We start from the raw sequence: 23832 nt of genomic DNA, 5'->3' as shown, positions 1-23832 counted from the left end.
CGCGGGGCCCGCCGCACATCCGGTGCACCGCCGCCGGGGGAGCCACCTCCCCCACCCCAGACCGGAGTTCCCCATGACAACCACCGCACCGCCCCCCGCCGCCCCGCCGCCGCCCAGCAGCACGAAGACCGTCACCCGCCCGGGCGACCGGATCTTCGCCGGGCTCTCCCGCGGCTCGGGCATCTTCGTCCTCGTCATCATGGGCGCCATCGCGCTCTTCCTGACCGTCCGCGCGGTCAACGCCATCTCCAAGGACCACGCGAACTTCTTCACCACCTTCGAGTGGAACGCAGCGCTGACGCCGCCGAAGTTCGGCATCGCGGTCCTCGCCTACGGCACCGTGGTCAGCGCGGTGATCGCCATGGCCATCGCCGTGCCCATCGCGGTCGGCATCGCGCTGTTCATCACGCACTACGCGCCGCGCCGGCTCGGCGACGTGATCGCGTACGTGATCGACCTGCTCGCCGCGGTGCCCAGCATCATCTACGGCCTGTGGGGCGCGCTCTTCCTGGTGCCGCACCTGCGCGGCCTGAACCTGTGGCTCAACCACTACCTGGGCTGGACGGTCATCTTCCACAAGGACGACCCGAACTCCACCCCGCGCTCGCTGTTCACGGTGGGCATCCTGCTGGCGATCATGATCCTGCCGATCATCACCAACGTCAGCCGCGAGGTCATCCGGCAGGTGCCGAAGATGCACGAGGAGGCGGCACTCGCGCTCGGCGCGACCCGCTGGGAGGTCATCCGCATGTCGGTGCTCCCCTTCGCCCGCTCCGGCATCATCTCCGCCTCGATGCTCGGCCTGGGCCGCGCGCTCGGCGAGACCATGGCGGTGGCCACCGTGCTGTCCGCGTCGCCGACGCTCAGCGCCCACCTGCTGGACCCGGCCGGCGGCACCTTCTCCCAGAACATCGTCGCCAAGTTCGGTGAGGCCACCGAGTACGGCCGGGACGCGCTGATCGCGTCCGGCCTGGTGCTGTTCGTCATCACGCTCCTGGTCAACGGAGCCGCCCGGCTGATCATCGCCCGGCGCAAGGAGTACTCGGGGGCCAACGCATGACCGAGACCGCTGTCGACGCGACGTCGTCCGCCGCCGTGCCCGCCACCAGGCACCTGGCGACCCGGCGGCTGCCGCGCTGGACCCCGCCCGCGATCGCGGTCGGCTCGATCGTGGTGGCCGTGGCCATCGGCGCCGGGGCCGGCCTGGACAGCCACATCCAGTGGGGCCTGATCGCCCTGCTGCTCTTCGTGGTCGGGTCGTACGTGATCACCGCCCAGGTCGAGGGCCGCCGCCAGGCCAAGGACCGGGTGGCCACCAGCCTGGTCTGGTCCGCGTTCATCCTCGCCGTGCTGCCGCTGTACTCGCTGATCGAGACGACGATCAAGCAGGGCGCCGGCGTGATCGACGGCACGTTCCTGACGCACTCGATGAAGAACGTGCTCACCATCCAGCCCGGCGGCGGCATCTACCACGCCATCATCGGCACCGTGGAGCAGGTCGCGATCGCCGCGGCCATCGCCGCCCCGCTGGGCATCCTCACCGCGGTCTACCTGGTCGAGTACGGCCGGGGCCTGCTCGCCAAGGTGGTCACCTTCTTCGTCGACGTGATGACCGGCATCCCGTCGATCGTGGCGGGCCTGTTCATCCTGTCGCTGTGGTTCATCGCCTTCGACAAGGCACCGCAGTCCGGCTTCGCCGGCTCGCTGGCACTGGCCATCCTGATGACGCCGATCGTGGTCCGCTCCACCGAGGAGATGCTCAAGCTCGTCCCCAACGAGCTGCGCGAGGCCTCCTACGCGCTGGGCGTGCCGAAGTGGCGGACCATCACCAAGGTGGTCGTCCCCACCGCGATCGGCGGCATCACCACCGGCGTGATGCTGGCCCTCTCCCGGATCGCCGGCGAGAGCGCCCCGGTCGCCCTGCTGATCTACGGCGCCCAGTACATCAACAACAACCCCTTCAAGGGCCCGCAGGAATCGCTGCCGTTCTACATCTACCAGCAGTACGTGGACGGCAACCCCGCGAGCTACGCCCGCGCCTGGGGCGCGGCCCTGGTCCTGATCGCCTTCGTGATGATCCTGAACCTCGTGGCCCGGCTCATCGCGCGCTGGAAGGCGCCGAAGCACTCAGGTCGCTGACGCGGCCATCAGCAGACCTAGCAGAAATGAAGTGATCCCCACCATGGCCAAGCGAATCGACGTCAGCGGCCTGTCCGCCTACTACGGCAGCCACAAGGCCATCGACGACATCTCGATGACCGTCGAGCCCGGCTCCGTGACCGCCTTCATCGGCCCGTCCGGCTGCGGCAAGTCCACCTTCCTGCGCACCCTGAACCGCATGCACGAGGTCACCCCCGGCGGCCGTGTCGAGGGCCAGGTGCTGCTGGACGACGAGAACCTGTACGGCAGCGGCGTGGACCCGGTGACGGTCCGGCGCACCGTCGGCATGGTCTTCCAGCGCCCCAACCCCTTCCCCACCATGTCGATCTACGACAACGTGGCGGCCGGCCTGCGGCTGAACGGCGTCCGCAAGAAGGGCGAGCTCGACTCCATCGTCGAGAAGTCCCTCAAGGGCGCCAACCTGTGGAACGAGGTCAAGGACCGGCTGAACAAGCCCGGCTCGGGGCTCTCCGGCGGCCAGCAGCAGCGGCTGTGCATCGCCCGCGCGATCGCGGTCGAGCCCGAGGTGCTGCTGATGGACGAGCCGTGCTCCGCGCTCGACCCGATCTCCACCCTCGCCATCGAGGACCTGATCGGGGAGCTGAAGGAACGCTTCACCATCGTGATCGTCACGCACAACATGCAGCAGGCCGCGCGCGTGTCGGACCGTACCGCGTTCTTCAATCTGGCCGCTGTCGGGCAGCCCGGCAAGCTGATCGAGATCGACGAGACCGAGAAGATCTTCGCCAACCCGTCGGTGCAGGCGACCGAGGACTACATCTCCGGCCGTTTCGGCTGATCCCCAGACGCCGTGCGGTGCTGCATGGCGGTGCCACCGCAGGGCGCGAGGGCCCCGGTTCCCCTTCGACGGGGGCCGGGGCCCTTCGCATGCGCCGCCCCATGGACTCGCGTACACCGGCACCGGGGACCGGGAACGGCGGAAACCGGCCAAGCCGATCAGCCGAAGATCAGCTGGACCACGTAGAAGCAGACGGCGGCGACGACCGCCGCGGCGGGCATCGTGATGAACCAGCCGCCGACGATGTTCTTCGCCACGCCCCAGCGGACCGCCTTGACCCGCTTGGTCGCCCCCACGCCCATGATCGCCGAGGTGATGACGTGGGTGGTGGAGACCGGCGCCGCGAAGACGTACGACGTCGTGTAGAGGATCGCCGCGGAGGTGGTCTCGGCGGCGAAGCCCTGCGGCGGGTCGAGGTCGATGATCCGGCGGCCGAGGGTCCGCATGATCCGCCAGCCGCCCGCGTAGGTGCCCAGCGACATCATCGCCGCGCAGATCAGCTTCACCCAGATCGGGATGCCGAAGCCGCGGCTCGGGTCGTGGATCACCAGCGCCAGCACCACCACGCCCATCGTCTTCTGGGCGTCCTGGAGGCCGTGGCCGAGCGCCATCGCGGCCGCCGAGAGGGTCTGGGCCATCCGGAAGCCGCGCTTGGCCTTGTGCGGGTTGGCGCGGCGGAAGAACCACAGGATCGCCAGCATCACCAGGTAGCCGACGAGCAGGCCGACCACCGGGGAGACGAACATCGGCACGATGACCTTGTCGACCACGCCGTTCCAGTGCACCGCGATGCCGCCGGCCAGTGCCGCGCCGACCAGGCCGCCGAACAGCGCGTGGCTTGAACTCGACGGCAGCCCGAAGTACCAGGTCACCAGGTTCCATACAATGGCACCGGCGAGCGCGGCGAAGAGGATGCCCATTCCGTGGCGGCCCTCGGGCGTGGCGATCAGGCCCTTGCTCACGGTCGCGGCCACCTTCGAACCGAGGAAGGCGCCGAGCAGGTTCATCACCGCGGCCATCGCCAGCGCCGCCTTGGGGGTCAGGGCGCGGGTGGAGACCGAGGTGGCGATGGCGTTCGCCGAGTCGTGGAAGCCGTTGGTGTAGGTGAAGAAGAGCGCGACCCCGATGGTCACGACCAGAGCGAAGGTGTCCACGAAGGTCAGGACTCCTTGACCGCGATGGTCTCCACCGTGTTGGCGACGTGCTCGAACGCGTCGGCAGCCTCTTCCAACACGTCGACGATCTGCTTCAGCTTGAGCACCTCGATGGCGTCGTACTTGCCGTTGAACAGGTGGGCGAGCAGTTTGCGGTGGATCTGGTCGGCCTGGTTCTCCAGCCGGTTGACCTCGATCCAGTACTCCGTGAGGTTGGCCATGGTGCGCAGGTTCGGCATCGCCTCGGCGGTCAGCTCGGCCGCCCTGGCCAGCACCTCGATCTGCTGCTCGACGCCCTTGGGCAGTTCCTCCACGTTGTAGAGGACGACCAGGTCGACGGCCTCCTCCATGAAGTCCATGATGTCGTCGAGCGAGCCGGCGAGGGTGTAGATGTCCTCCCGGTCGAAGGGCGTGATGAAGGAGGAGTTGAGCTGGTGGAAGATCGCGTGGGTCGCGTCGTCCCCGGCGTGCTCGGCCGCCCTCATGCGTTCTGCGATCTCGGTCCGGGTCGGCGCATCGGCCCCGAGCAGTTCCATCAGGAGCTTCGAACCGGTGACGATGTTGTCCGCGGAAGCGGCGAACATGTCATAGAAGCTCGTCTCCCTGGGGGTCAGACGAAAGCGCACGTGAGGTCCTCGGGGTGCATGAGTTTCGGTCTCGTTGATGCTAGGTGCATCATGCGGTCGCCACTGACCGGCGTCCACCAGTGTCGCCCATTGGACGAAGTCCCCCCGTCAGGGGATGCCTCGCACAGGGTATCGATTCGGTAAGGTATACCCATCGGGGGTATAACGGGACAGAAGGGCGGGCATGCGGATGGCCACGGAAGGCGTCGCCGGGGAGATTGTGAAGCCGCACGGGCCGCATGGCTACAGCCATGACAAAGAAGCCCACCTCAAGAGGCTGCGCAGGATCGAGGGCCAGCTGCGCGGGTTGCAGCGGATGGTCGAGGAGGACGTCTACTGCATCGACATCCTCACCCAGGTCTCGGCGAGCACCAAGGGGTTGCAGTCCTTCGCGCTCCAGCTGCTGGAGGAGCACCTGCGGCACTGCGTGGCCGCGGCCGCGGTCGGGGGCGGGCCGGAGATCGACGAGAAGGTCGCCGAGGCGACGGCGGCGATAGCGCGGCTGCTGCGCACCTGAGCACCGCGGCGCGGGGCCCGCGGTGCTCAAGGGGGTCGGGTCGGGTCCGGGGCGGCCCGGCCGCGGCGGCGCCGCCGCCCTGGCTCGCGCTGCCGCCGGAGGGCTCCTGAGTCCTCCTAGTTCGCCCGGACCGGGCGGACGCGGGCGACGTCCAGCACCTCGTCGATGCGGTCGGAGCTCAACCGCTCCTCGACGGTGGCGGAAGCGGCGATCATCAGCTCGCCGTACAGATCGATCTCGGCCAGTGCCACCGGATCGTCCTGCACCGAGGTCATGAGTGACGGCGCCATACCCGCACCACCTTCGCTACGCGTCCCCATACGCCTGTGAACGGCCGTCATCAAGCGTAGGGACCGTACGCGGCCCGGCGCATGGCACGGATGGACCATTTCCAGCAGGCCCGATCCGGCGGGGCGGGACCTAGGAGGTGGCAGAAACGATCTTTCCGGTCCAGATGTCCGCACTGTTCGGCATGGTGACCGCGACGGGGGTGCCGAAGCCGTCGTAGGTAGTGGTGGCGGTGACGGTCACGCCCGGGTCCTGGCGGGCGGACGGCGTGCTCGCGGCGCCGCCGGACGCCGGCGAGGGGCTCATCGTGAACCGCTGGGTGAGTTTGCGCAGCCGGCCCTGGGCGTCGAGCCAGGCGTCGAAGGGCACCCGGGTCACCGTGAAGCCCTTCGCGGCGGCGCTCAGCGGGCCCCGGACGGCGGTCGGGGCGATCCGGGCGGCTCTGGCGATGTCGGTGGTGCCGCGGAAGTGCCGCACCCGGACGCCTTGCAGCTGCTCGGTGCCGGAGTACGTCACGTCCTCGGCGCCGCGCAGCAGTTCGGCAGCGGCCAGCGGTTCGGTGGCGCCGCCGGTGACCAGGTTCCCGTCGGGCAGGCGGGTGGTGTCCACCCGCACCCATTTGTCGGCGGGGACGCCCGCGCCGCGGTTCTTCATGTAGAGCGCGCCGGGCGTCATCAGCTCGGTGATCGGCTTGTGCTCCTCCTTGCCGACCGCGTCCTTGGGCAGCAGCACCACCAGTTCGCCCTGCCGCCTGGCGTAGTCGAAGCCGCCGGTGCCGGTGATGGTGACCCAGGTGCCGCCGCTGGCCATCCGCATCGCGGTGGCCACCTTGGAACTGCCGGCGCCGACCAGGGTGTCCGCGGCGCTGGTGACCGCGCGGGTCTGGGCGGCGTCCGCGGGGGCCGCGCCGGCGGCGCGGCCGGCGGCCGGGCCGCCGCAGCCGGTGGTCAGCGCCGCCGCACACGCCAGTGCGGCGACCGCGGCGGCGTGCGGCCCGCCCCGCCCGCGTGTGCCGCGGCGCGGGCGGTGGGGGCCCCTCGCGCCGCCGCCTGCTGTCGCACCCGCCACACCCGTCGTGCCCGCCGCTGGGGTCACCGCTGCCACCATCGCCCGTCCATCCCTGCACCCGCCCCACCGGCTGGGTCTCACCCGGATAACGACGGTCTTGAGCGGGCCGTCACGCCCGTTACGGTTGAGGCGTGTCCGACCCCGGATCGTCCACCACCGCCGCGGGTGCCGCCGGCGGAGGCAGCCGCCATGAGGTGACCGTCGTCGAGCGCGGGTCCTTCGCGTCCGCGCGCTGCTCCTGCGGCTGGAAGGGGCCCGCCCGCCGTGCCCGCGACCGCGCCCGCCGCGACGCCGCGGAGCACTCCGGGTAGGAACGGGGCACTCCCGGAGGAGCAGGGCCCCGGAGGAACGGGGCACTCCCCGGAGGAACGGCGCCCGGTCCGGGGCGCCCCCACCCGCCACCGACCGGCACCGCCCGCAAAAACCCGCAACCGGCAACGGGGGTGCGGCGTCTTGGGATTCTGAGCGGCACGGGTGCGGGAGAAGGCACCCACCTCCCGCGCCGGAGGGCCTGACGCGAGGGTGGCAACGGTGGAACGCACGGCCCGGTCCGACAGCCCGAACCGGGGCGGCAGCCCCCGCGGACTCCCGCGGCGCACCGCGCTGATGGCGGGCGGCGGAGCGCTGGCGGCGACCGTACTGAGCGGGTGCGACGACGACGGCGGGGACGACGCGAAAGCCCCGTCCGGCACGCCGGGTTCGACGGCCGCCACGTCCGCGACCCCGTTGGCCTCGGCGACCGCCTCCCCGGTGAAGCCGGACTGGCCGGCGCTGGCGAAGTCCCTGGACGGCACCCTGGTCCGCCCGCAGGACAGCGCCTACGAGCTCGACCACCGCCTGTACAACACCCGGTTCGACTCGCTGCGCCCGGCGGCGGTCGCGTACGTCACCGGCGCCGACGACATCCGCACCTGCCTGGACTTCGCCCGCCGCACCGGCACGACTCCGGTGGTCCGCAGCGGCGGCCACTCGTACGCGGGCTGGTCCAGCGGCGACGGCCGCCTGATCGTGGACGTCTCGAAGCTCGACTCGATCCGGCTGGACGGCACCACCGCCACGCTCGGCGCGGGCGCGAAGCTCATCGACGTCTACAACACCCTTGCCCAGCAGGGCAGGACGGTGCCGGGCGGCTCCTGCCCGTCAGTGGGCGTCTCCGGGCTCGCACTCGGCGGCGGCCATGGCGTGATGAGCCGTTCGATGGGGCTGACCTGCGACAACCTCACCGGTGCGACGCTGATCACCGCCGACGGCCGCAGCCACGAGGTCTCGGCCGACGCCGAACCCGACATCTTCTGGGCGCTGCGCGGCGCCGGCAACGGCAACTTCGGGGTGGTGACGTCCCTGACGTTCGCCACCCACCCGGTGCCGGACGTCGTCACCGGCTACCTGACCTGGCCGTGGAGCCGCGCCGCCGACCTCGTCCGCGGCTGGCAGAGCTGGGGCCCGGACCTGCCGGACCACATCTGGTCCGCGCTCGACCTGAACTGCACGGTCGGCCAGACCCCGACCGTCTCGGTGGCGATGACGTCCACCGGTTCCCGCGACGACCTCGCCGCGGCCGCGGACCGGCTGGCCACCGCGGTCGGCTCCCCCGCCGCCTCGGTCTCGCTGCGGCCGCACACCTACGTCGACGCGATGTTCTCCTACGCCGGCTGCGAGGGCCGCAGCGCCGCCCAGTGCCACCTGGCGCCGGCCGGCAGCCTGGAGCGGGACACGTACACCGCGCGCTCGGACTTCTACGACGTGAACCTCCCGGACGGCGGCGTCCAGGCCCTCCTGGCTCAGGTCCAGCAGCTCGCCGGGCGGTCCGGGGGCGGGGCCGGCAGCATCGCCCTCACCGCGCTGGGCGGCGCGGTCAACCGCCCCTCGGCCACCGCCACCGCCTTCGCGCACCGCAGCTCACGCTTCCTCGCCCAGTACCTCGCCTCCCACGCCCTGGCCGACACCACCTGGCTGAACTCCACCCACACCGCGATGCGCCGCTACGCCTCCGGCGGCGCCTACCAGAACTACACCGACCCGTCCCTGACCGACTGGCGCACCGCCTACTACGGCCCGAACGCCGCCCGCCTGACGGCCCTGAAGAAGCAACTCGACCCCACCCGCCTCTTCGACTTCCCCCAGGCCCTGTGACGGGCCGCCGGGGCTACGCCGCGAGGTCCTTGTCGGTGGCGTGGTGGCCGATTTCGCGTGGGTCGAGGCGGCGGGCGGTGGGGGTGGGGCCGGGGGCGGCGCGGACCAGGGGGGCGGCGCGGCCGCGGGAGAGCCGGGTGGTGAGCGCGGTCAGCAGTGCGAGCGCGGGCGCGGTCAGCAGCAGGGCGGTCGCGGCGCCGAGCGCGAACCCGCCGACCACGTCGGTCGGGTAGTACGTGCCGACGTAGATGTCGCAGAACCCCTCGGCGAGGGCCGCGAGCAGCGCGATCGCGCCGAACCTGCGGTCCACCGTGAACAGGCCGACCGCGACCGCGGCGATGACCGCGCTGCGCACGCTGACGAAGGAGTAGCCGCCGTCGTGCACCAGCACCCGCAGGCCGTCGTGGTCGACGTAGGGCCGGGGTCTTTGCACCAGGGCCCGGATCGGCAGGTCCAGCAGGGTGGCGGCACCGGCGGCCAGGCCCGACCACAGCACCCCGGCGACCGCGGCCGGCGCGTCCTCGGCGCGCCGCGCCACCCGCCACCAGCACCACAGGGCCAGCACGAACGCCAGCGCGACCAGGCCGTACCCGCCGATCCACTCGACCGCGCGGTCCACGCCGTGCGGGGTGTGCCCGGACAGGCCGTTGACCTCGCGCAGCAGGCTGACGTCGGGGTTCACAGTGTCGCCTGCGACTTTCGCCATCGGGTCCACCCCTCATCGGGCAACGCACGGAACATGCGTCCACGGTCGGCTCGTGCGCAACCCCCGTCGCTTGCGTCTCGCCCCATTCTCCCCCGTACAACGGCCGGCACACTACGTAGCGTTCCGGTCTTCGCCAGATGATCACCATGCTGTTATGCAAGGGTGACCAGGCAGAACAGTCGTACGAACGGGCGGCCCGGCCGCCGCCGCGGCGCCGCGACGGGCCGTCAGGAGGCGGTTGAGGCCGCGGCCGAGGCGGTGGGCAGCGCCTGCGCCCCGCCCTCGGTGACCCGCGTCGCGCCGATGTAGTCGGGCGAGTCGATCGGGTCGAACCGGATCACCGCACCGGTGTGCGGCGCGTCGATCATGTACCCGCCGCCCACGTAGATCCCGACGTGGTGGATGGAGCGCGGGTCGCTCAGATCGTAGGCGAAGAAGACCAGGTCGCCCGGGAGCAGCTCGGCGCGGCTCGGGTGCGGCCCGGCGTTCCACTGGTCGTTGGCCACCCGCGGCAGGGTCACCCCGACCGCGCGGTACGACGCCTGCGTCAGCCCCGAGCAGTCGAACCGCCCGCCCTGCGCCGCCGTGCCCTCGCCGCCCCACAGGTACTTCGTGCCGAGCTTCGACTGCGCGTAGGTGATCGCACCCGCGGCCTGCTGGCTCGGCTGCAACCGGGCGACCGGCGCCGCGAAGCTCTCCGCGAGCGTGCGGATGATCTTCACGTAGTGCTGCGTCTCGGCGTACGGCGGGACGCCGCCGGCCTTGATCACCGCGTAGGCGCCGGCGTTGTAGGAGGCCAGCATGTTGTCGGTGTTGTCACCGGGCACGTTCTTGACGTAGGAGGCCAGCTGGCAGTCGTAACTGGCGGCCGAGGGGATCGCGTCCTGCGGGTCCCACACGTCGGCCTTGCCGTCGCCGTTGGCGTCGATGCCGTGGGTGGCCCAGGTGCCCGGGATGAACTGCGCGATGCCCTGCGCGTCGGCCCCGCTCTGCGCGTGCGCGTTCCAGCCGCTCTCCTGGTACAGCTGCGCGGCCAGCAGCGCCGGGTCGAGCGCCGCGCACAGGTTGCCCCACTTCGCCACGAGCGGCTCGTACTCGGCCGGCACCGCGCCCTGAGCCAGCGTCACCGCCTGGCCGTTCTCGTCGTCGCTCAGCCCCGCCGCGGCCGAGAAGGTGCCCACCACGAGCAGCGCGAGGAACGAAAAGCACAGGCCCAGCGCGATGATGACGACGAGCCAGATCCGGCGCACGAGTCCCCACCCTTCCGGTCCTTGGACGATCCCACGCTCTTCGTTGCCCTAACGTGATGCTCGTGATACACACAGTAGTCGTCTGTATCCCTCGAACACCGGTCCGTTCACCAGTGTGGCTGCTGCGGGGCGGATCACACGGACAATCCGCTGAGAAAGTCGCCCAGTCGACATCCAAGAGCGGAATCCTCCGTCAAGATAGACGATGGCCCCTTGCGCCCCGGCGAGGGAGCCAACTGATCGAGCGGGGTGGTGAGTTACATGTATCTGGCAGCGGCGAAGGGCGACATCAACACCATCATCGGTGGCATCGCCCCGGACTGGGGACCCTTCGGTTCCCTCGGCAACGAAGCGCGTGTGATGGTCGAGGTGGTCATGGCAGTGGCGATCCTGCTGTGCCTGGCCCTGGCCATCTGGGGCGCGGCCAAGCAACGGATCGGCGCGACCGCACTGCGCGACACCTTCAGCGCGGAGCAGGGCAAGGGACTGATCATCGCCGGGCTCACCGGCGTGTTCATCATCGGTTCCCTCGGCACGCTGTTCACCATCGTCTACGGCATGGCGATCTAGCCCGTCCGGGCGAAACCGCCGTACCGGCACCCGCGGGTGCCCCTGTTCCCCCCGGAGCCCGTCCCAGGCTCCACCGTCCCGACCGAGGCTGCGTGCTGATGCCCACTCAACCAAGCAGCGCTGTCGTTCCCAGCGACTCGCCCCGCCGTGCCGCGCGCCTCCGCGCCGTGCCCGCGGCGCCCCGGGGGGCGACCGCACGATGAGCCTCGGCCAGGACGGTCCCCCGACCCGGACCCGGTTCCCCGAGGGCCACGGCACGCACGGCCCGGCCGGGCGGCGCCCGCAGCCGCGGCGCGCCCTGGTCACCGTCGTGGGCGTCATCGTCGTGCTCATCGCGGCGCTGGCGTTCGCCACCCGCGGCGGCGGCTCCTCCTCCAGCACCGACGACGCCGGCTCCGGCGGCAGCAGCGGGAGCGGCGGCTCCGCCGCGAAGAGCTCCGCCACCGCCACCGCGCCGACCGGCGAACTGCCCGTCACCGGCTCGTCGAACGGCATCCCGGCCGGCTTCGCCCACACCCAGCAGGGCGCCCAGTCCGCCGCGGCCAACTACGCGGTGGCCCTCGGCGGCGTCGACATGTTCGACACCGCCACCCGGCACCGGATCGTGGCCACCGTATACGCCCCGTCGGCGACCGCGTCCCTGCAGACGTCACTCGACCAGGCGTACTCCGCGGGCGCGATAAAGGCCCTCGGCCTCAACCCGGACGGCTCCGCGCCCCAGGGCCTGACCCTGGTCTCCCGGACCATCCCGGTCGGCACGAAGACCACCGCGAGCAGCGCGGACGCGGCGACCGTGGAGGTCTGGTGCACCGCGCTGGCCGGCCTGGCCGGCAAGGACTCCACCAAGCCCGTCACCGCCTCCTGGTTCACCATCACCGAGAAGCTGGTGTGGCAGGCGTCGGCGCCGGGCAGGACGGGGTCGGGAGGTTCAGGCGGCTCGGCAGGCTCGGGCGGCGACTGGAAGATCGCCTCGTCCAGCCAGCAGGACGGGCCCGCGCCGGTCAGCGGGGACCAGCAGATCGCCACGGCGGACCAGATCGCGGGTGCCGTACAGCAGTACGGAGGGTTCACCTATGCGCGGTAGCGCCCGCACCCGGCTCCTGCCCCTGTCGGCAGCCGTCGTCGCCGTGCAGACGGTCCTGTGGACCGCCGCGACGCGCGCGATGGCGGACCCCTCGGCCACGCCGACGCCGACCCCGTCCGCCTCGGCGACCAACGACACCTGCAGCCTGCTGTCCGGTCCGACCAAGGACTACTGCAACAGCGGCACCACGCCCGTCTCACCGAAGGGCGACAGCGGCACCAGCAGCCTCGACCCGCTCACCTCCCTCGGCAAGGGCTGCGCCGAAGCCGCCTCCTGGACCATCGACAAGCTGTCCACCGCGGTGACGAAGACCACCGAAGTCGACTTCACCAACACCGAGTTCCTGCGGCAGTACGCCGTCGTATTCGCCGCCTCCACCATCCTCACCCTGATCCTGTGGCTGCTGGCCGTCGCCAAGCGCGCGGTGCGCGGGGTGCCGATGACCGAGGCGCTCACCGAGGCGGTCGGCTTCCTGTGGCTGACCGTGCTCGCCTCCGCCTTCACCCCGCTGGTGCTCTACACCGTGGTCTCGGCCACGGACGCGGTGACCGACGTGATCTCGTCGGGCACCAAGTCGAACACCGACGTGTTCTTCGGCTCGTTCTCCGGCGCCCTGAAGAAGGGCGACGACATCGGCGGCGGCCCGGTCATGCTGATCGTGGTCTCGCTGGTGTCGGTACTGGCCGCGGGCGTGCTCTGGCTGGAGCTGGTGATCCGCGCCGCGCTGCTGTACGTCGGCGCGCTGCTGGGCACCGCGGTCTACGCGGGCCTGGTGGACAAGAACATGTGGCACCACGTCAGGCGCTGGGCCGGCATCATGATCGCGGTGATCCTGGTGAAGCCGGTGATCGTGATCGTGCTGGGCCTGGCCGGCGCCCTGTCGGGGTCGAAGAACGGCCCGGACTCGTTCTCCGCGGTCGTCTCCGGCCTGGCGATCATCCTGCTGGCGATCTTCGCCAGCGCCATGATCTACCGCTTCGTGCCCGGCTTCGGCGACGACGTGGTCAGCCTGCGCAACAACCGCAAGGCGAGCGGCCAGAGCTCGGCGGCCGCGGTGATCTCCTCGCCGGCCGCGCTGGTCCGGCAGGGCATCACCACGCACAGCGCCCGCGGCGGCCCGCAGGAGCAGGCCCAGGGCGGCGGCCAGCCCGCCAACCCGGTGGCCGGCGGCATGGCCGCGCACAGCACGCGCGGCGGCTCCGGCGGCTCTGGCGGCTCCGGCAGCTCGGGCGGCGGCTCGGGCAGCGGCCCGCTCGGCGGCTCCCCGTACCGGTCCGGCCCCGGCCGCGGACCGGCACCGGGTTCGAACAAAGGCTCTTCCCAAGGAGGTGAGCGCCGATGACGACCCAGCCGTTCGCCCAACCGCGCCGCACATACCTGATCGGCAAGGCGCGCCCCAACGCGATCGTCGGCAAGAACCGCGAGACCGGCGAGATCGCGCTGATCATCGTCGGGGCGGCGCTGGGCATGATGTCCGGCCTGCTCATCCCGGTGCTGCTGCTGCGCATCATCGGCCTGGTCGGCTGGCCGGTACTGGCGCTCGCCGCGGTGTACATGCCCTACCGGCGCCGCACGTTCTACCGCTGGTTCGAGATCAACCGGGCCTACCGCCGCACCCTGCGGGTCTCCCCGACGTACCGCTCCTCGGCGCAGGAGGCGGGCACCTCGCTGGACGGCAAGGAGGTCGAGGTCGGGCCGCCGCCGGGCATCGGCCGGATCACCTGGCTGGCCGCGCCGTTCGGGCCGGACGAGATGGCGGTGCTGCTGCACGTCGACCGCCGCACCGTCACCGCGGCGATCGAGATCGAGGGCCCCGGCGTCGGGCTGCGCGACAGCGAGGACCAGGAAGCCCTGGTGGAGCGCTTCGGCACGCTGCTCAAGCACGTGGCCAACGGCGACGGCTTCGTGACGCGCCTTCAGATGCTCGCCCGTACGCTGCCGGCCGACCCCGACGCACACGCCAAGGACGTCGCGCAGCGCGGCGAACCGGACGCCCCGCGCTGGCTCCAGGACTCCTACGACCAGCTCCAGTCGATGGTGTCGACCTCCTCCGAGCAGCACCGCGCCTACCTGGTGGCGTGCATGCACTTCACCCGCGAACTGGCCGCCGAGGGCAACGCGATGGCCCGCGCGACCCCGCACCGTGGTGCCCGGGTGGACAAGGACGCCGGTCTGGCCGCGGTGATGGCGCGCGAGCTCAACGACATCTGCGCCCGCCTCGCCGAGGCCGACATCCGGGTCCGGCAGCCGCTCGGCCAGGCCCGGCTGGCGTCGCTGGTGCACTCGATGTACGACCCGGACCACCCGATCGACCACATCCAGGCGATGACCCGCCGCAACGCGTGGCCGGCCGAACTGGACGCCACCGAGCCGACGTTCCTCCAGGCGAAGACCCGGGAGTCCAGCACCCGCGCGCCCTGGCACCACGCCACCGCGTGGGTCAAGGAGTGGCCGATGACGCCGGTGGGCGTCAACTTCCTCGCGCCGCTGCTGGTGCACACCCCGGACGTGATCCGCACCGTCGCGGTCTGCATGGACCTGGAGCCCACGGACGTCGCGATCGAGCGGATGCTGACGGAGAAGACCAACGACGACGCCGAGGCGAGCCGCGCCGCGAAGATGAACCGGGTGGTCGACCCGCGGGACGTCGCCCACCACGGCCGGATCGACCAGCGCGGCGAGGACCTGGCCAGCGGCGCCGCCGGGGTCAACCTGGTCGGCTACATCACGGTCTCCGCGCGCTCCCCCGAAGCGCTGGCGCGCGACAAGCGCACCATCCGCGCTTCCGCGGGTAAGTCGTATTTGAAGCTCGAATGGTGCGATCGTGAACACCACCGGGCCTTCGTGAACACGTTGCCGTTCGCTACCGGCATCCGCCGCTAGCCCGCCCGGAGGAGGAGGCCACCGATGCCCATGCTGGACCCTCTGGCTGCGATCACCGACGCGTTCACCAGCTTCCTGTTCGGCCGGGTCGAGACCACCCGGCTGCCCGTCCGCACCTCCACCGGCCAGGCGCAGGCGGTCTACCTGCCGACCGCCGCGCCCGGCCTCGGCGACTCCGGTGTGATCATCGGCCGCGAGGTGTACTCCGGGAAGGGGTACATCTACGACCCGTTCCAGCTCTACGGCCAGCAGCTGCCCGCCCCGCACTGGCTGGTGCTCGGCGAGTCCGGCAACGGCAAGTCGGCGCTGGAGAAGACCTACGTGATGCGGCAGCTGCGGTTCAAGGACCGCCAGGTCGTGGTGCTCGACGCGCAGGGCGAGGACGGCGTCGGCGAGTGGAACCTGATCGCGCAGGCCCTGGGCCTGACCCCGATCCGGCTGGACCCGATGGCCGCCCTGGACGGCGGCATCAAACTCAACCCGCTGGACCCGGCGATCACCGTCACCGGGCAGCTCGCGCTGCTGCGCACCATCATCGAGGTGGCCCTCGGCCGCGGCCTGGACGAGCGGTCCGGCTTCGCGCTGAAAGTCGCGCACAGCTACGTCGCCGAGTCGGTGACGGACCGCCAGCCGATCCTCAACGACATCGTGGAGCGGCTGCGGCACCCGGTGGCGGAGTCCGCCGAGGCGATGAACGTCGACCTGGACGACGTCCGCGCCTGGGGCCTGGACGTGGCGCTGGTGCTGGACCGGCTGGTCGACGGCGACCTGCGCGGCATGTTCGACGGCCCGACGAGCGCCGGCATCGACCTGGACTCGCCGCTGATCGTCTTCGACCTCTCCCACATCGACCGCAACTCCATCGCGATGCCGATCCTGATGGCGATCGTGGGCGTGTGGCTGGAGCACACCTGGATCAGGCCGGACCGGAAGAAGCGCATCTTCCTGGTCGAGGAGGCCTGGCACATCATCAACTCCCCGTTCGTCGCCCAGCTCTTCCAGCGGCTGCTGAAGTTCGGCCGGCGGCTCGGCCTGTCCTTCGTGGCGGTGGTGCACCACCTGTCCGACGTCGTGGACGGCGCCGCCGCCAAGGAGGCGGCGGCGATCCTGAAGATGGCCTCCACCCGCACCATCTACGCCCAGAAGGCCGACGAGGCGAGAGCCACCGGCCGCGTGCTGGGACTGCCGCGCTGGGCGGTGGAGATCATCCCCACCCTCACCCCCGGCATCGCGGTGTGGGACGTCAACGGCAACGTACAGGTGGTCAAGCACCTGATCACCGAGGCCGAACGGCCCCTGGTCTTCACCGACCGGGCGATGACGGAGTCCTCGCAGGACCACCTCGCCGGCATCGAGGCCGAGGCGGAAGCCGAGGCCGAGGCCCGGGCCGAGGCGCACGCGGCGAAGGCCGCCCTCGCCAAGCACCTGGCAGACGACGCGGTGGCGTGAGGTCATGGCGGCCCGGAAGAAGGAGAGCACAGGGGGCCTGCCCGACGGCCTGATCGTCGGGATCATCGGCCTCCTGCTCGGCGTGACCCTGCTGGTGTGGACGGCGACCGGAATCGCCGCGGTGCTCGCCCACGGCTCCTGGCCGCAGGGCGTGCGCTTCACCCGCACCCCCCACGCGATGCGCTTCCTCGTGACGCAGCCGCACGACATGGCCACCGCCTGGCCCCAGGTGCCCCGCGGGCAGCTGCCGGGGGCGCAGCTTTTCTGGTGGGTGCTCGCCGCGCAGATCGCGCTGCTGGTCGTCTTCGTCGTCTGGCTGCTGAACACGGTGGCCCGGCTGCGCGGCAAACGCCCGCCCCGCACCCGGACACCCCGCCGCGCCGCCCGCACCCCGGACCCCGCGCAGGAGGCGTCCGGGTACCACGCCGAGGACGCCGAGGACGCTGCCGGCTACGAGGCCGAGGACGAGTACGACGGCGGCGACGGCGACGCGCTTGCGCCCGGGAAGCAGGGCGGACAGGACGGCGCCTCCCCCGCGGAGGTACCCGCACCGCGCCGCCGCACCGCACCGCCGTCGTACGCCCGCGGCGGCGACGAGAGCCTGGACGCCTGGTTCCGTACGGTGCCGCGCGCGGTGCCCCCCGGCCCGCCCGGCGCCCCTGCCGCCGAGGACGCCCCGACCACGCAGATCCCCCCGGTGCACGCCGAGGGCCTGGTACCCACCGGCGCGGCCACCGCCGCGGCCGGCCCGGCGCCCGGCCCGGCCGCCGCCGCACCCCTGGCCGCGCTCGCCGACGGCGAGATCACCCGCACCTACGCGCTTTTCGCCGCGCCGCGCGGCGACAAGGCCAAGCAGGTCGTACAGCCGGCCGTGCTGGCCGCCGCCGGCCCGGTGGTGGTGACCACCGCCGACCCCGACACCTACCACCAGACCGCCGGCAACCGGGCGAAGCTCGGCCCCGTGCACGTCTTCGACCCCGCCCACCTGGTGGACGTGCCCGGCCGGCTGCGGTGGGCACCGCACGGCGGCTGCGAACGGCCCGACACCGCCCGCACCCGCGCGGCCGCGCTGCTCGCCCCGCTGCGCACCGCCCGCGCCGACGAGGCGATCGTGCACGACGCCGCCGTGACGCTGCTGCGCTGCTGGCTGCACGCGGCCGCCGTGGACGGCCGGCCGTTCCGCCAGGTGCAGCGGTGGTCCGCGGGCGGGTCGAGCGCCGGCGAGGCGGTCCGTGTGCTGCGCAGCGACCGCGCCGCCGCCTCGGGTTGGAGCGGCGAACTGGAGTCGGTGCTGCACGCCCACCCCGAACGCCGGGACGCCGCCCAGGCGTTGATCCGGCGCGCCCTGGAACCGCTGAGCTCGGTGCACATCCGCGACGCCTGCACCCCCGCCAAGTCCGGCGGCCTCGACCTGGAGTCGTTCACCGCCGAACGGGGAACGCTCTACGTGGTGGGTGAACGGATCGAGGACCCGCGTTCCCATCCGGGTGCGATGCCCCTGCTGACCGCACTCGTCTCCAGCGTGGTCGAGCACGGCCGGCGCATGGCCGGAAGGTCACCCGCCGGTCGGCTCGACCCACCAATGACGTTCGTCCTCGACGACGTCGCGGCACTCGCCCCGGTCCCCGAACTTCCCGTGCTCCTCGCCGAGGGCCGCGCCGCCGGGCTGCCGACCCTCGCGGTACTGCGCTCGCCCGAACAGGGCACCGCCCGCTGGCGGTCACCGCTGTGGCAGCAGGCCGACCTGCGGCTCGCGCTCGGCGACGCCACCGCAGAGGCACTCCCGCCCACCGTCCCGGACGCCGTCCGCATCCACTGACCGGGGGCCACCCGGCCGCCGCTTCAGCCCCGCGGCGCGGGCGGCGGGCCCACCGACTCGCGCAGCACCAGGTGCGTCCCCAGCAGGTGGCGGCTCTGCACCGACACCCGGGGCCCACCTCCCGGCACCCGCACCGCCTTCTCCGCGAGCGCCAACCTCACCGACTCCCGGCCCAGTTCGTACGACGGGATGTTCACCGTGGTCAGCGGCGGGTTGAGGTCCTGCGCCAGGCCGTCGTTGTTGTAGCCGACGACCGAGACGTCCCCCGGGGTGCGCAGACCGTACTCGCGCAGCGCCGCCATCGCGCCCGCCGCCACATGGTCGTCACCGGCGAAGACCGCGGTGAACTCCGGGCGCCCGCCGCAGTCCGCGAGAAGCTGCCGCATCGCCGCGTGGCCGTCCGCGCGGCGCAGCCCCACCCCGGCGATCCGCTCGGCGGCCGCCCCTGCGCCATGGTCGGCCAGCGCCCGCCGGTAGCCGCTGATCCGCTGCTCGATGGTGGAGTGCCCCGGCAGCGCGCCCAGGAAGAGGATGTCGCGGTGCCCGGCCGACAGCAGGTGGCTGACCACCGCGTACGCGCCGGCCTCGTTGTCGTACTCCACCACCAGCACCGGCATGTCGGGGCTGGGCGCCGACCGCCCGCACAGCACCAGCCGGGAGCCGGCCGCGGCCAGGCTGTGCGCGTACTGCGCCAGGCGCGCCCGGTAGCGCTCGTCCTCGACGACACCGCCGACCAGCACCACGAACTCCGCGCGCTGCTCGCGCATCATCTGGAGCAGCGCCAGCTCGCGTGCCTCGTCCCCGCCGTGGCTGCACACCAGGCACAGCCGGCCGCGCGCCGCGGCCTCCTGCTCCACGCCCTGCGCGATACCGGTGTAGAAGGCGCTGTCCACCGAGGAGACGACCACCGCGATGGTCTTCGGGCCGGTGCCGGCCAGCGCCCGGGCCCGGCCGTCGATGACGTAGTCGAGGTCCTTCACCGCCCGCAGCACCTTCGCGCGGGCCGCGGCCGACGTGGGGTGGTTTCCGGCCAGCACCCGGGAGACGGTCGCGACGGACACCCCCGCACGATCGGCGACGTCCCGGATGGTGCTCCGACCGCTGCCCCGGCCCGCCCGGCCGCCCGGCCCCGGGTCCAGCTCCGGCCCTGATGAACGCTCCGCCATCTCCGCCATCCGCAGTCCGCAGTCCCGTCGCAGCCGCCCGCACGCCCACCGCGCCGCCGCCCAGCGTACTGGTGCCGCGACGACCGGCGGATACCCGGCATCCCGGGCTCTTAATCTAACCGGTTACGGCCCGACCTCGGGCGGCCGCACCGGCACATCGGGCCCGCGGCAGGCCCCGTACCGTGGCCGGATTCCGCGCCTGACCCGCAGGATACCGCCGCCATGGCGGCCCTGGGCACGATGGCGCCGTTGACCGCCCCCCGGGCGGCGACCTAGGCTTCGCGTCAGACGCGGTAACCGGTTACACGCCGACTCGGGACAGCGGGCAGCCGACCGCGGCCGCCACGGGGACACCGCGCGGACCCGCCCGGACCAGCTCGGACCCGGCAGGCACCGTGCACGCACCCCGGCCGCACGGACGCGGACAGGCAGCACCACCACGACCACCACACGCAGGGAGCAGACATGGCGGAGCGGCCGAAGCTGGTGCTGGCGATGCGGCCCGACATCGTGGACCTGGTCCTGCCCACCGCTCTGCGCGCCCGGCTCGAGGCGCTCGCCGACGTCCACCCCGGCACGGTCACCGACCCGACCGCCCCCGAGGCCGCCGACGCGCTGGCCGGCGCCCGGCTGCTGCTGACCGGTTGGGGCTGCCCGGTGCTTGACACCGCGACGCTCGACCGCATGCCGCGGCTGGCCGCCGCCATCCACGCGGCGGGCAGCGTGCGCCACCACGCCACCCCGGAGGTCTGGGCACGCGGCATCGCCGTCTCCTCGGCCGCCGACGCCAACGCCGCACCGGTCGTGGAGTACACCATGGCCACGATCTGGCTCGCCTCCCACCGCGCGCTCGGCACCGCCGCCGGTTACGTCGCGGGACGCGAACCCGCGATGCGCCTGCGGCAGGGCGCCGACGGCGCGACCGTCGGCGTGATCGGCGCCTCGCGGATCGGACGCGGCGTCATCGCCCGCCTGACCGCCGCCGCGGCGGACTTCCGGGTCCTGCTGGCCGACCCCTACGTCAGCGCCGAGGAGGCCGAGGCCCTGGGCACCACGCTCGTCGACCTCGACGACCTGTGCCGGCTCAGCGACATCGTCACCGTGCACGCGCCCGACCTCCCCGAGACCCGGCACCTGCTCAACGCGGAACGCCTCGCCCTGCTCCGGGACGGCGCGGCCGTCATCAACAGCGCACGGGGCCGGCTCATGGACACCGACGCGCTCACCCACGAGTGCGGCAGCGGACGGATCGACGCCTACATCGACGTCACCGACCCCGAGCCGCTGCCCGTCGGCCACCCGCTGCTCTCCCTGCGGAACGTCCTGATCACCCCGCACATCGCCGGCTGCCAGGGCAGCGAGGTCCAACGGCTCGGCGCCTACGCGGTCGACGAGGTGGAGCGCTGGATCAAGGGGGAGCCGCTGCGCGGGGGCGTCCAGGCCGCGGATCTCACGCGGATCGCGTGAGGTCCGCGTGAGATCCGCGTGAGCGCAGGGTCGGCGGGTGGGGTGTTGCGCCCGTAGCGCCGGCGGGCGGCGGGTGGCGTGCGGCCGGCCACGGCGATGCTGTGGCCGGTCGCCCGGTTCAGCCCCTACGGGTCACCGCCCGGGGCCTGCCGCGTACGGGACGCGTCCTACTCGCCGCCCCCGCCGGAGCCACCACCGTCACCACCGCCGGAGCCCCCTCCGTCGCCACCACCGCCGTCGCCTCCGCTGCCGGAGCCGCCGCCGTAGCCACCGGAACCGCCGCCGTCGCCGCCCCCACCGTCGCCTCCGCCGTAACCACCGTCGGAGCCGCCGCCGTAGCCGCCGGACGCGGAAGAACCGCCGTCGCTGCCTCCGTAGCCGCCGTCACCGCCATCGGAGGAGCCGCCGTCGGACGACCCGCCGTCACCGGCGGAGGCCGAAGCGCCGGAGTCGCCCGCGTCGGAGGAGCCGCCATCGGACGAAGCTCCGTCGGCGGAGGCTCCGTCCGCGGACGCGCCGCTGTCCCCGGCGGCCTCGGAGGAGCCGTCGTCGCCGGCCGGGCTGCCCGCGTCCGCGGACGCGGTGTCCGAGGAGCCGTCGTCGCCGGGTGCCGACGCGGCAGCCGCGTCTCCCGCCGGAGCAGCCGGTGCGGCAGGCGCCGAGTCGGCAGGTGCGGAGTCGGCGGGCGCCGAGGCCGGTGCGGAGTCGGCGGGCGCCGAATCCGCAGGGGCGGCCGGGGCCGCGGGAGCGGCCGGGGCCGCGGGCGCCGCGTCGGCAGGAGCCGAGGTCGACGTCGTGGTGGCGCCCCACGGCGATCCGATCATCGCTCCGGGGGTGCCGGCTATCGCCCCGCTGTAGGCGCTGGCCGACACGCTGGTTCCGGGCGGACCGGAGATGCTGGCGGGTGCCGTACCTGGCGCCTGGGCGGTCGCCGTACCGCCGTCGGGCGCGGAGGCCGTCGCCGAGGAGACCCCGCCGTACGGACTGCCGATCCCGGTGGACGTGGCCGAGGTCGGCCCCGAGGGACTGCTCGCGGACGCCTGCGCCTGGCTGCCGCCCGCCTCGGTGCCGGCGGAGGACGTACCGGCCGCCGAGGTGCTCGCCGACGCACCGCTCACCCCGACCCCGGCCTTGCCCGCGCTGCCCAGCGGCCCCGCGGCGGTGCTGGCGGAGGTGTTGCCGTCGGCGCTGGACGCGGCAGCGGAGGACCCGACCGAGCCGGACTCGGAGTTGGCGCCCGAGAAGCCGCCGCCTTTCGTACTGGCGGAGGCGGCGGTGCCGTTGCCGCTGGCCCCGCTCGTCGCACTCGCGCTCTGCCCGCCGCCGGACGCCTCGGAGGACGACGAACCCTTCCCGGTCGCGGCGTTGGAGTTCGCCCCGGACCCGGGACCGCTCGCCGTGGCGTCGCCGGTCGACAGCCCGCCGCTCGGGCCGGCCTTCGAGGCGCCCGCACCGGCCGAGTTCGTGCCCCCGCCGTACGACGACGCCCCGGCGCCGGTCTTCCCGTCGCCGACGCTCATACCGGCCGACGCCGGAGCACCGTTGGAGCTGTTGCCGAAGGCGCCGCCGATGCCGATCGCCCCGGACTGCGGGCCGCCACCGGTGCCGCCGAGCCCCGCCTGCCCGCTGCTGTCACTCCCGTACGAGCCCGCGCGCGCCCCGCCGTTCGCACCGGGCGGGTCGGCGAGGGCGCCGCCCGTCAGGTGCAGGACACCGACCACGGACGCCACCGTCAGGATCGACGCGCGCCGCAGCACCTTCCTGCTCACGCGCGCCCGTCCGGTCCTCCGTGCCGCCGGCGCACCCTTCGCGTCCTTCTCCGCACCGGCGGCCTGCGGAGGACGCTCCTCACCCTCTAACGCTCTCTCGGACGACGCATCAGTACCCATGCGCAGCCTCCCTGTTGTGGACGCGTGCAGCACGCGTCAGCTCGGCAACCGGAGCCCAAGTGACCGGTCACATGACCACCATTCCGCACCGTCAACCCCGCCGCAATGGTGCAGTAGCTGCTGTCACAAACCCGTGGCAGCACGGGAGAACGGCGCTGGCAGGTGACCGTACAAAACGCGGTTGCCCGGGAGACCGGAGCGGAAACCGAACGCGGACCGAACGCGCACGGAACTCCGGGGGACCGCTGATCAGGGCCGGTCGAGGGCCAACTCGTACTCGGTGTAGGCCCCGTCCACCGGTGAGCGCATCGTCCGCCCGGTCCGGGCGAAGCCGTGCCGGCGGTAGAACGCCTCGGCTCGCGGGTTCTTCTCGTGCACCCACAGGTGCAGCCGATCGGTTCGCTGCCAGCCCCACTCCAGGACGGCCGCCAGCAACCGGTCGGCGAGCCCGGTCCCCCGTTCCCCGGGCACCAGGTAGACCGCGTTCACGCTGAAGTAGTCGGGACGCTCCTCGACCACCACGGTCATCCCGACCCAGCGCCCGTCACGTACGGCGGCAAACTGCTGCGAGCCGGCCCCGGCCGCCCGCTGCCGCCACCGTTCGTCACCCATCGCCGACTCCTCGGCGTACGTCCTCGCGAACGCCACCGGAGCCACCGGGTCCTGGAGTGCCGCCAACCGCAACTCCCGGCTCTGCTCCCACTCGTCCGGCCGCGCGGGCCGTATCACGTATCCCATGGTCCGGACGGTACAACGCAAAAAAGCCCGGGTCCCCCGAATAAATCCGGGGAACCCGAGCTGAAA

General features: G+C 72.7%; 22 protein-coding genes. 13 read left to right on the top strand and 9 right to left on the bottom strand.

Annotated elements, in window-relative coordinates:
• Positions 1 to 73 precede the first annotated feature (73 nt).
• Genes pstC through pstB form a run of 3 tightly spaced genes read left to right on the top strand, consistent with a single transcriptional unit; the run spans position 74 to position 2959 of the window.
• A complete protein-coding gene (pstC, locus tag AC3EVP_RS23235) occupies positions 74 to 1060 on the top strand; it encodes a phosphate ABC transporter permease subunit PstC (RefSeq protein WP_335981217.1) in 987 nt (328 codons plus the stop codon).
• Entirely contained in the window at positions 1057 to 2139 is a 1083-nt protein-coding gene (gene pstA / locus AC3EVP_RS23230) for a phosphate ABC transporter permease PstA (protein WP_335981216.1), read from the top strand. Before pstC ends, pstA begins: the two co-directional genes overlap by 4 nt.
• Before the next feature lie 43 nt (positions 2140 to 2182).
• Positions 2183 to 2959 (top strand): phosphate ABC transporter ATP-binding protein PstB, encoded by a 777-nt coding sequence (gene pstB, locus AC3EVP_RS23225; protein ID WP_335981215.1) that lies wholly within the window; start codon positions 2183 to 2185, stop codon positions 2957 to 2959.
• 158 nt (positions 2960 to 3117) lie between these two features.
• Here pstB and AC3EVP_RS23220 read toward each other — a convergent pair whose 3' ends face one another.
• Together AC3EVP_RS23220 and AC3EVP_RS23215 are read right to left on the bottom strand one after the other, a co-directional pair.
• Positions 3118 to 4113 carry an inorganic phosphate transporter gene (locus AC3EVP_RS23220; RefSeq protein ID WP_335981214.1) on the bottom strand — a complete coding sequence of 332 codons (996 nt, stop codon included), beginning with the start codon at positions 4111 to 4113 and terminating at the stop codon, positions 3118 to 3120.
• A 5-nt stretch (positions 4114 to 4118) separates the two neighbouring features.
• On the bottom strand, positions 4119 to 4739 hold the full coding sequence (locus AC3EVP_RS23215; protein WP_202235181.1) for a DUF47 domain-containing protein: 621 nt from the start codon (positions 4737 to 4739) through the stop codon (positions 4119 to 4121).
• Positions 4740 to 4923: 184 nt separating this feature from the next.
• On the opposite strand from AC3EVP_RS23215, the gene AC3EVP_RS23210 reads away from it, so the two are divergent.
• Positions 4924 to 5256, top strand: a complete 333-nt coding sequence (locus AC3EVP_RS23210; RefSeq protein ID WP_335981213.1) for a metal-sensitive transcriptional regulator — start codon at positions 4924 to 4926, stop codon at positions 5254 to 5256.
• Positions 5257 to 5372: 116 nt separating this feature from the next.
• Here the strand turns inward: AC3EVP_RS23210 and AC3EVP_RS23205 are convergent, their stop codons facing one another.
• On the bottom strand, positions 5373 to 5546 hold the full coding sequence (locus AC3EVP_RS23205) for a hypothetical protein (protein WP_435132601.1): 174 nt from the start codon (positions 5544 to 5546) through the stop codon (positions 5373 to 5375).
• A gap of 130 nt (positions 5547 to 5676) precedes the next feature.
• Positions 5677 to 6651 carry an SCO4651 family lipoprotein gene (locus AC3EVP_RS23200; RefSeq protein WP_435132599.1) on the bottom strand — a complete coding sequence of 325 codons (975 nt, stop codon included), beginning with the start codon at positions 6649 to 6651 and terminating at the stop codon, positions 5677 to 5679.
• A 92-nt stretch (positions 6652 to 6743) separates the two neighbouring features.
• Between AC3EVP_RS23200 and AC3EVP_RS23195 the strand changes: the two genes are divergently transcribed.
• Both AC3EVP_RS23195 and AC3EVP_RS23190 read left to right on the top strand, forming a co-directional pair.
• Complete coding sequence (locus AC3EVP_RS23195; protein ID WP_435132596.1) at positions 6744 to 6923, top strand: hypothetical protein; 180 nt, start codon at positions 6744 to 6746, stop codon at positions 6921 to 6923.
• A 295-nt stretch (positions 6924 to 7218) separates the two neighbouring features.
• A complete protein-coding gene (locus AC3EVP_RS23190) occupies positions 7219 to 8745 on the top strand; it encodes an FAD-binding oxidoreductase (RefSeq protein WP_435132808.1) in 1527 nt (508 codons plus the stop codon).
• Between the two features lie 13 nt (positions 8746 to 8758).
• Here the strand turns inward: AC3EVP_RS23190 and AC3EVP_RS23185 are convergent, their stop codons facing one another.
• Together AC3EVP_RS23185 and AC3EVP_RS23180 are read right to left on the bottom strand one after the other, a co-directional pair.
• Entirely contained in the window at positions 8759 to 9451 is a 693-nt protein-coding gene (locus AC3EVP_RS23185) for a phosphatase PAP2 family protein (RefSeq protein WP_435132593.1), read from the bottom strand.
• A gap of 227 nt (positions 9452 to 9678) precedes the next feature.
• On the bottom strand, positions 9679 to 10701 hold the full coding sequence (locus tag AC3EVP_RS23180) for an NlpC/P60 family protein (RefSeq protein WP_435132591.1): 1023 nt from the start codon (positions 10699 to 10701) through the stop codon (positions 9679 to 9681).
• 261 nt (positions 10702 to 10962) lie between these two features.
• Here AC3EVP_RS23180 and AC3EVP_RS23175 point away from each other — a divergent pair, with 261 nt between their 5' ends.
• The 6 genes from AC3EVP_RS23175 (at position 10963) to AC3EVP_RS23150 (ending at position 18506) form a co-directional block, all read left to right on the top strand.
• A complete protein-coding gene (locus AC3EVP_RS23175) occupies positions 10963 to 11271 on the top strand; it encodes a hypothetical protein (protein ID WP_202238823.1) in 309 nt (102 codons plus the stop codon).
• 199 nt (positions 11272 to 11470) lie between these two features.
• Complete coding sequence (locus AC3EVP_RS23170; RefSeq protein WP_335981204.1) at positions 11471 to 12355, top strand: hypothetical protein; 885 nt, start codon at positions 11471 to 11473, stop codon at positions 12353 to 12355.
• Positions 12345 to 13697, top strand: coding sequence for a hypothetical protein (locus AC3EVP_RS23165; protein ID WP_435132588.1), 1353 nt, complete (start codon positions 12345 to 12347; stop codon positions 13695 to 13697). The genes AC3EVP_RS23170 and AC3EVP_RS23165 overlap by 11 nt, the downstream gene beginning before the upstream one ends.
• The gene (locus AC3EVP_RS23160; RefSeq protein WP_335981202.1) at positions 13694 to 15238 is read left to right on the top strand and encodes an SCO6880 family protein; all 1545 of its coding nucleotides are present in this window, start codon (positions 13694 to 13696) and stop codon (positions 15236 to 15238) included. Before AC3EVP_RS23165 ends, AC3EVP_RS23160 begins: the two co-directional genes overlap by 4 nt.
• A gap of 30 nt (positions 15239 to 15268) precedes the next feature.
• Entirely contained in the window at positions 15269 to 16687 is a 1419-nt protein-coding gene (locus tag AC3EVP_RS23155; RefSeq protein WP_335981200.1) for an ATP-binding protein, read from the top strand.
• Positions 16688 to 16691: 4 nt separating this feature from the next.
• Positions 16692 to 18506: a type IV secretory system conjugative DNA transfer family protein gene (locus tag AC3EVP_RS23150; RefSeq protein WP_435132585.1), complete on the top strand. Its 1815-nt coding sequence runs from the start codon at positions 16692 to 16694 to the stop codon at positions 18504 to 18506.
• Positions 18507 to 18529: 23 nt separating this feature from the next.
• Here AC3EVP_RS23150 and AC3EVP_RS23145 read toward each other — a convergent pair whose 3' ends face one another.
• On the bottom strand, positions 18530 to 19672 hold the full coding sequence (locus AC3EVP_RS23145) for a LacI family DNA-binding transcriptional regulator (protein WP_435132805.1): 1143 nt from the start codon (positions 19670 to 19672) through the stop codon (positions 18530 to 18532).
• Positions 19673 to 20137: 465 nt separating this feature from the next.
• On the opposite strand from AC3EVP_RS23145, the gene AC3EVP_RS23140 reads away from it, so the two are divergent.
• Positions 20138 to 21139, top strand: a complete 1002-nt coding sequence (locus tag AC3EVP_RS23140) for a hydroxyacid dehydrogenase (protein ID WP_435132582.1) — start codon at positions 20138 to 20140, stop codon at positions 21137 to 21139.
• Between the two features lie 167 nt (positions 21140 to 21306).
• On the opposite strand, the gene AC3EVP_RS23135 is transcribed toward AC3EVP_RS23140, so the two are convergent.
• Positions 21307 to 22908 carry a hypothetical protein gene (locus AC3EVP_RS23135; RefSeq protein ID WP_435132579.1) on the bottom strand — a complete coding sequence of 534 codons (1602 nt, stop codon included), beginning with the start codon at positions 22906 to 22908 and terminating at the stop codon, positions 21307 to 21309.
• A gap of 369 nt (positions 22909 to 23277) precedes the next feature.
• Positions 23278 to 23766 carry a GNAT family N-acetyltransferase gene (locus tag AC3EVP_RS23130; protein WP_435132577.1) on the bottom strand — a complete coding sequence of 163 codons (489 nt, stop codon included), beginning with the start codon at positions 23764 to 23766 and terminating at the stop codon, positions 23278 to 23280.
• Positions 23767 to 23832 lie beyond the last annotated feature (66 nt).

The organism is Actinacidiphila sp. bgisy144 (genome assembly GCF_057708105.1).
The sequence above is the reverse complement of the archived record's forward strand: the minus strand, read 5'-3'. Positions and strand labels throughout refer to the sequence as shown.

Coding starts and splice junctions, on each gene's coding strand:
- pstC (WP_335981217.1), top strand. CDS start 74: ATGACAACCACCGCACCGCCCCCCGCCGCCCCGCCGCCGCCCAGCAGC.
- pstA (WP_335981216.1), top strand. CDS start 1,057: ATGACCGAGACCGCTGTCGACGCGACGTCGTCCGCCGCCGTGCCCGCC.
- pstB (WP_335981215.1), top strand. CDS start 2,183: ATGGCCAAGCGAATCGACGTCAGCGGCCTGTCCGCCTACTACGGCAGC.
- AC3EVP_RS23210 (WP_335981213.1), top strand. CDS start 4,924: ATGCGGATGGCCACGGAAGGCGTCGCCGGGGAGATTGTGAAGCCGCAC.
- AC3EVP_RS23205 (WP_435132601.1), bottom strand. CDS start 5,546: ATGGCGCCGTCACTCATGACCTCGGTGCAGGACGATCCGGTGGCACTG.
- AC3EVP_RS23200 (WP_435132599.1), bottom strand. CDS start 6,651: ATGGTGGCAGCGGTGACCCCAGCGGCGGGCACGACGGGTGTGGCGGGT.
- AC3EVP_RS23190 (WP_435132808.1), top strand. CDS start 7,219: ATGGCGGGCGGCGGAGCGCTGGCGGCGACCGTACTGAGCGGGTGCGAC.
- AC3EVP_RS23185 (WP_435132593.1), bottom strand. CDS start 9,451: ATGGCGAAAGTCGCAGGCGACACTGTGAACCCCGACGTCAGCCTGCTG.
- AC3EVP_RS23175 (WP_202238823.1), top strand. CDS start 10,963: ATGTATCTGGCAGCGGCGAAGGGCGACATCAACACCATCATCGGTGGC.
- AC3EVP_RS23170 (WP_335981204.1), top strand. CDS start 11,471: ATGAGCCTCGGCCAGGACGGTCCCCCGACCCGGACCCGGTTCCCCGAG.
- AC3EVP_RS23165 (WP_435132588.1), top strand. CDS start 12,345: ATGCGCGGTAGCGCCCGCACCCGGCTCCTGCCCCTGTCGGCAGCCGTC.
- AC3EVP_RS23160 (WP_335981202.1), top strand. CDS start 13,694: ATGACGACCCAGCCGTTCGCCCAACCGCGCCGCACATACCTGATCGGC.
- AC3EVP_RS23155 (WP_335981200.1), top strand. CDS start 15,269: ATGCTGGACCCTCTGGCTGCGATCACCGACGCGTTCACCAGCTTCCTG.
- AC3EVP_RS23150 (WP_435132585.1), top strand. CDS start 16,692: ATGGCGGCCCGGAAGAAGGAGAGCACAGGGGGCCTGCCCGACGGCCTG.
- AC3EVP_RS23145 (WP_435132805.1), bottom strand. CDS start 19,672: ATGGCGGAGCGTTCATCAGGGCCGGAGCTGGACCCGGGGCCGGGCGGC.
- AC3EVP_RS23140 (WP_435132582.1), top strand. CDS start 20,138: ATGGCGGAGCGGCCGAAGCTGGTGCTGGCGATGCGGCCCGACATCGTG.
- AC3EVP_RS23130 (WP_435132577.1), bottom strand. CDS start 23,766: ATGGGATACGTGATACGGCCCGCGCGGCCGGACGAGTGGGAGCAGAGC.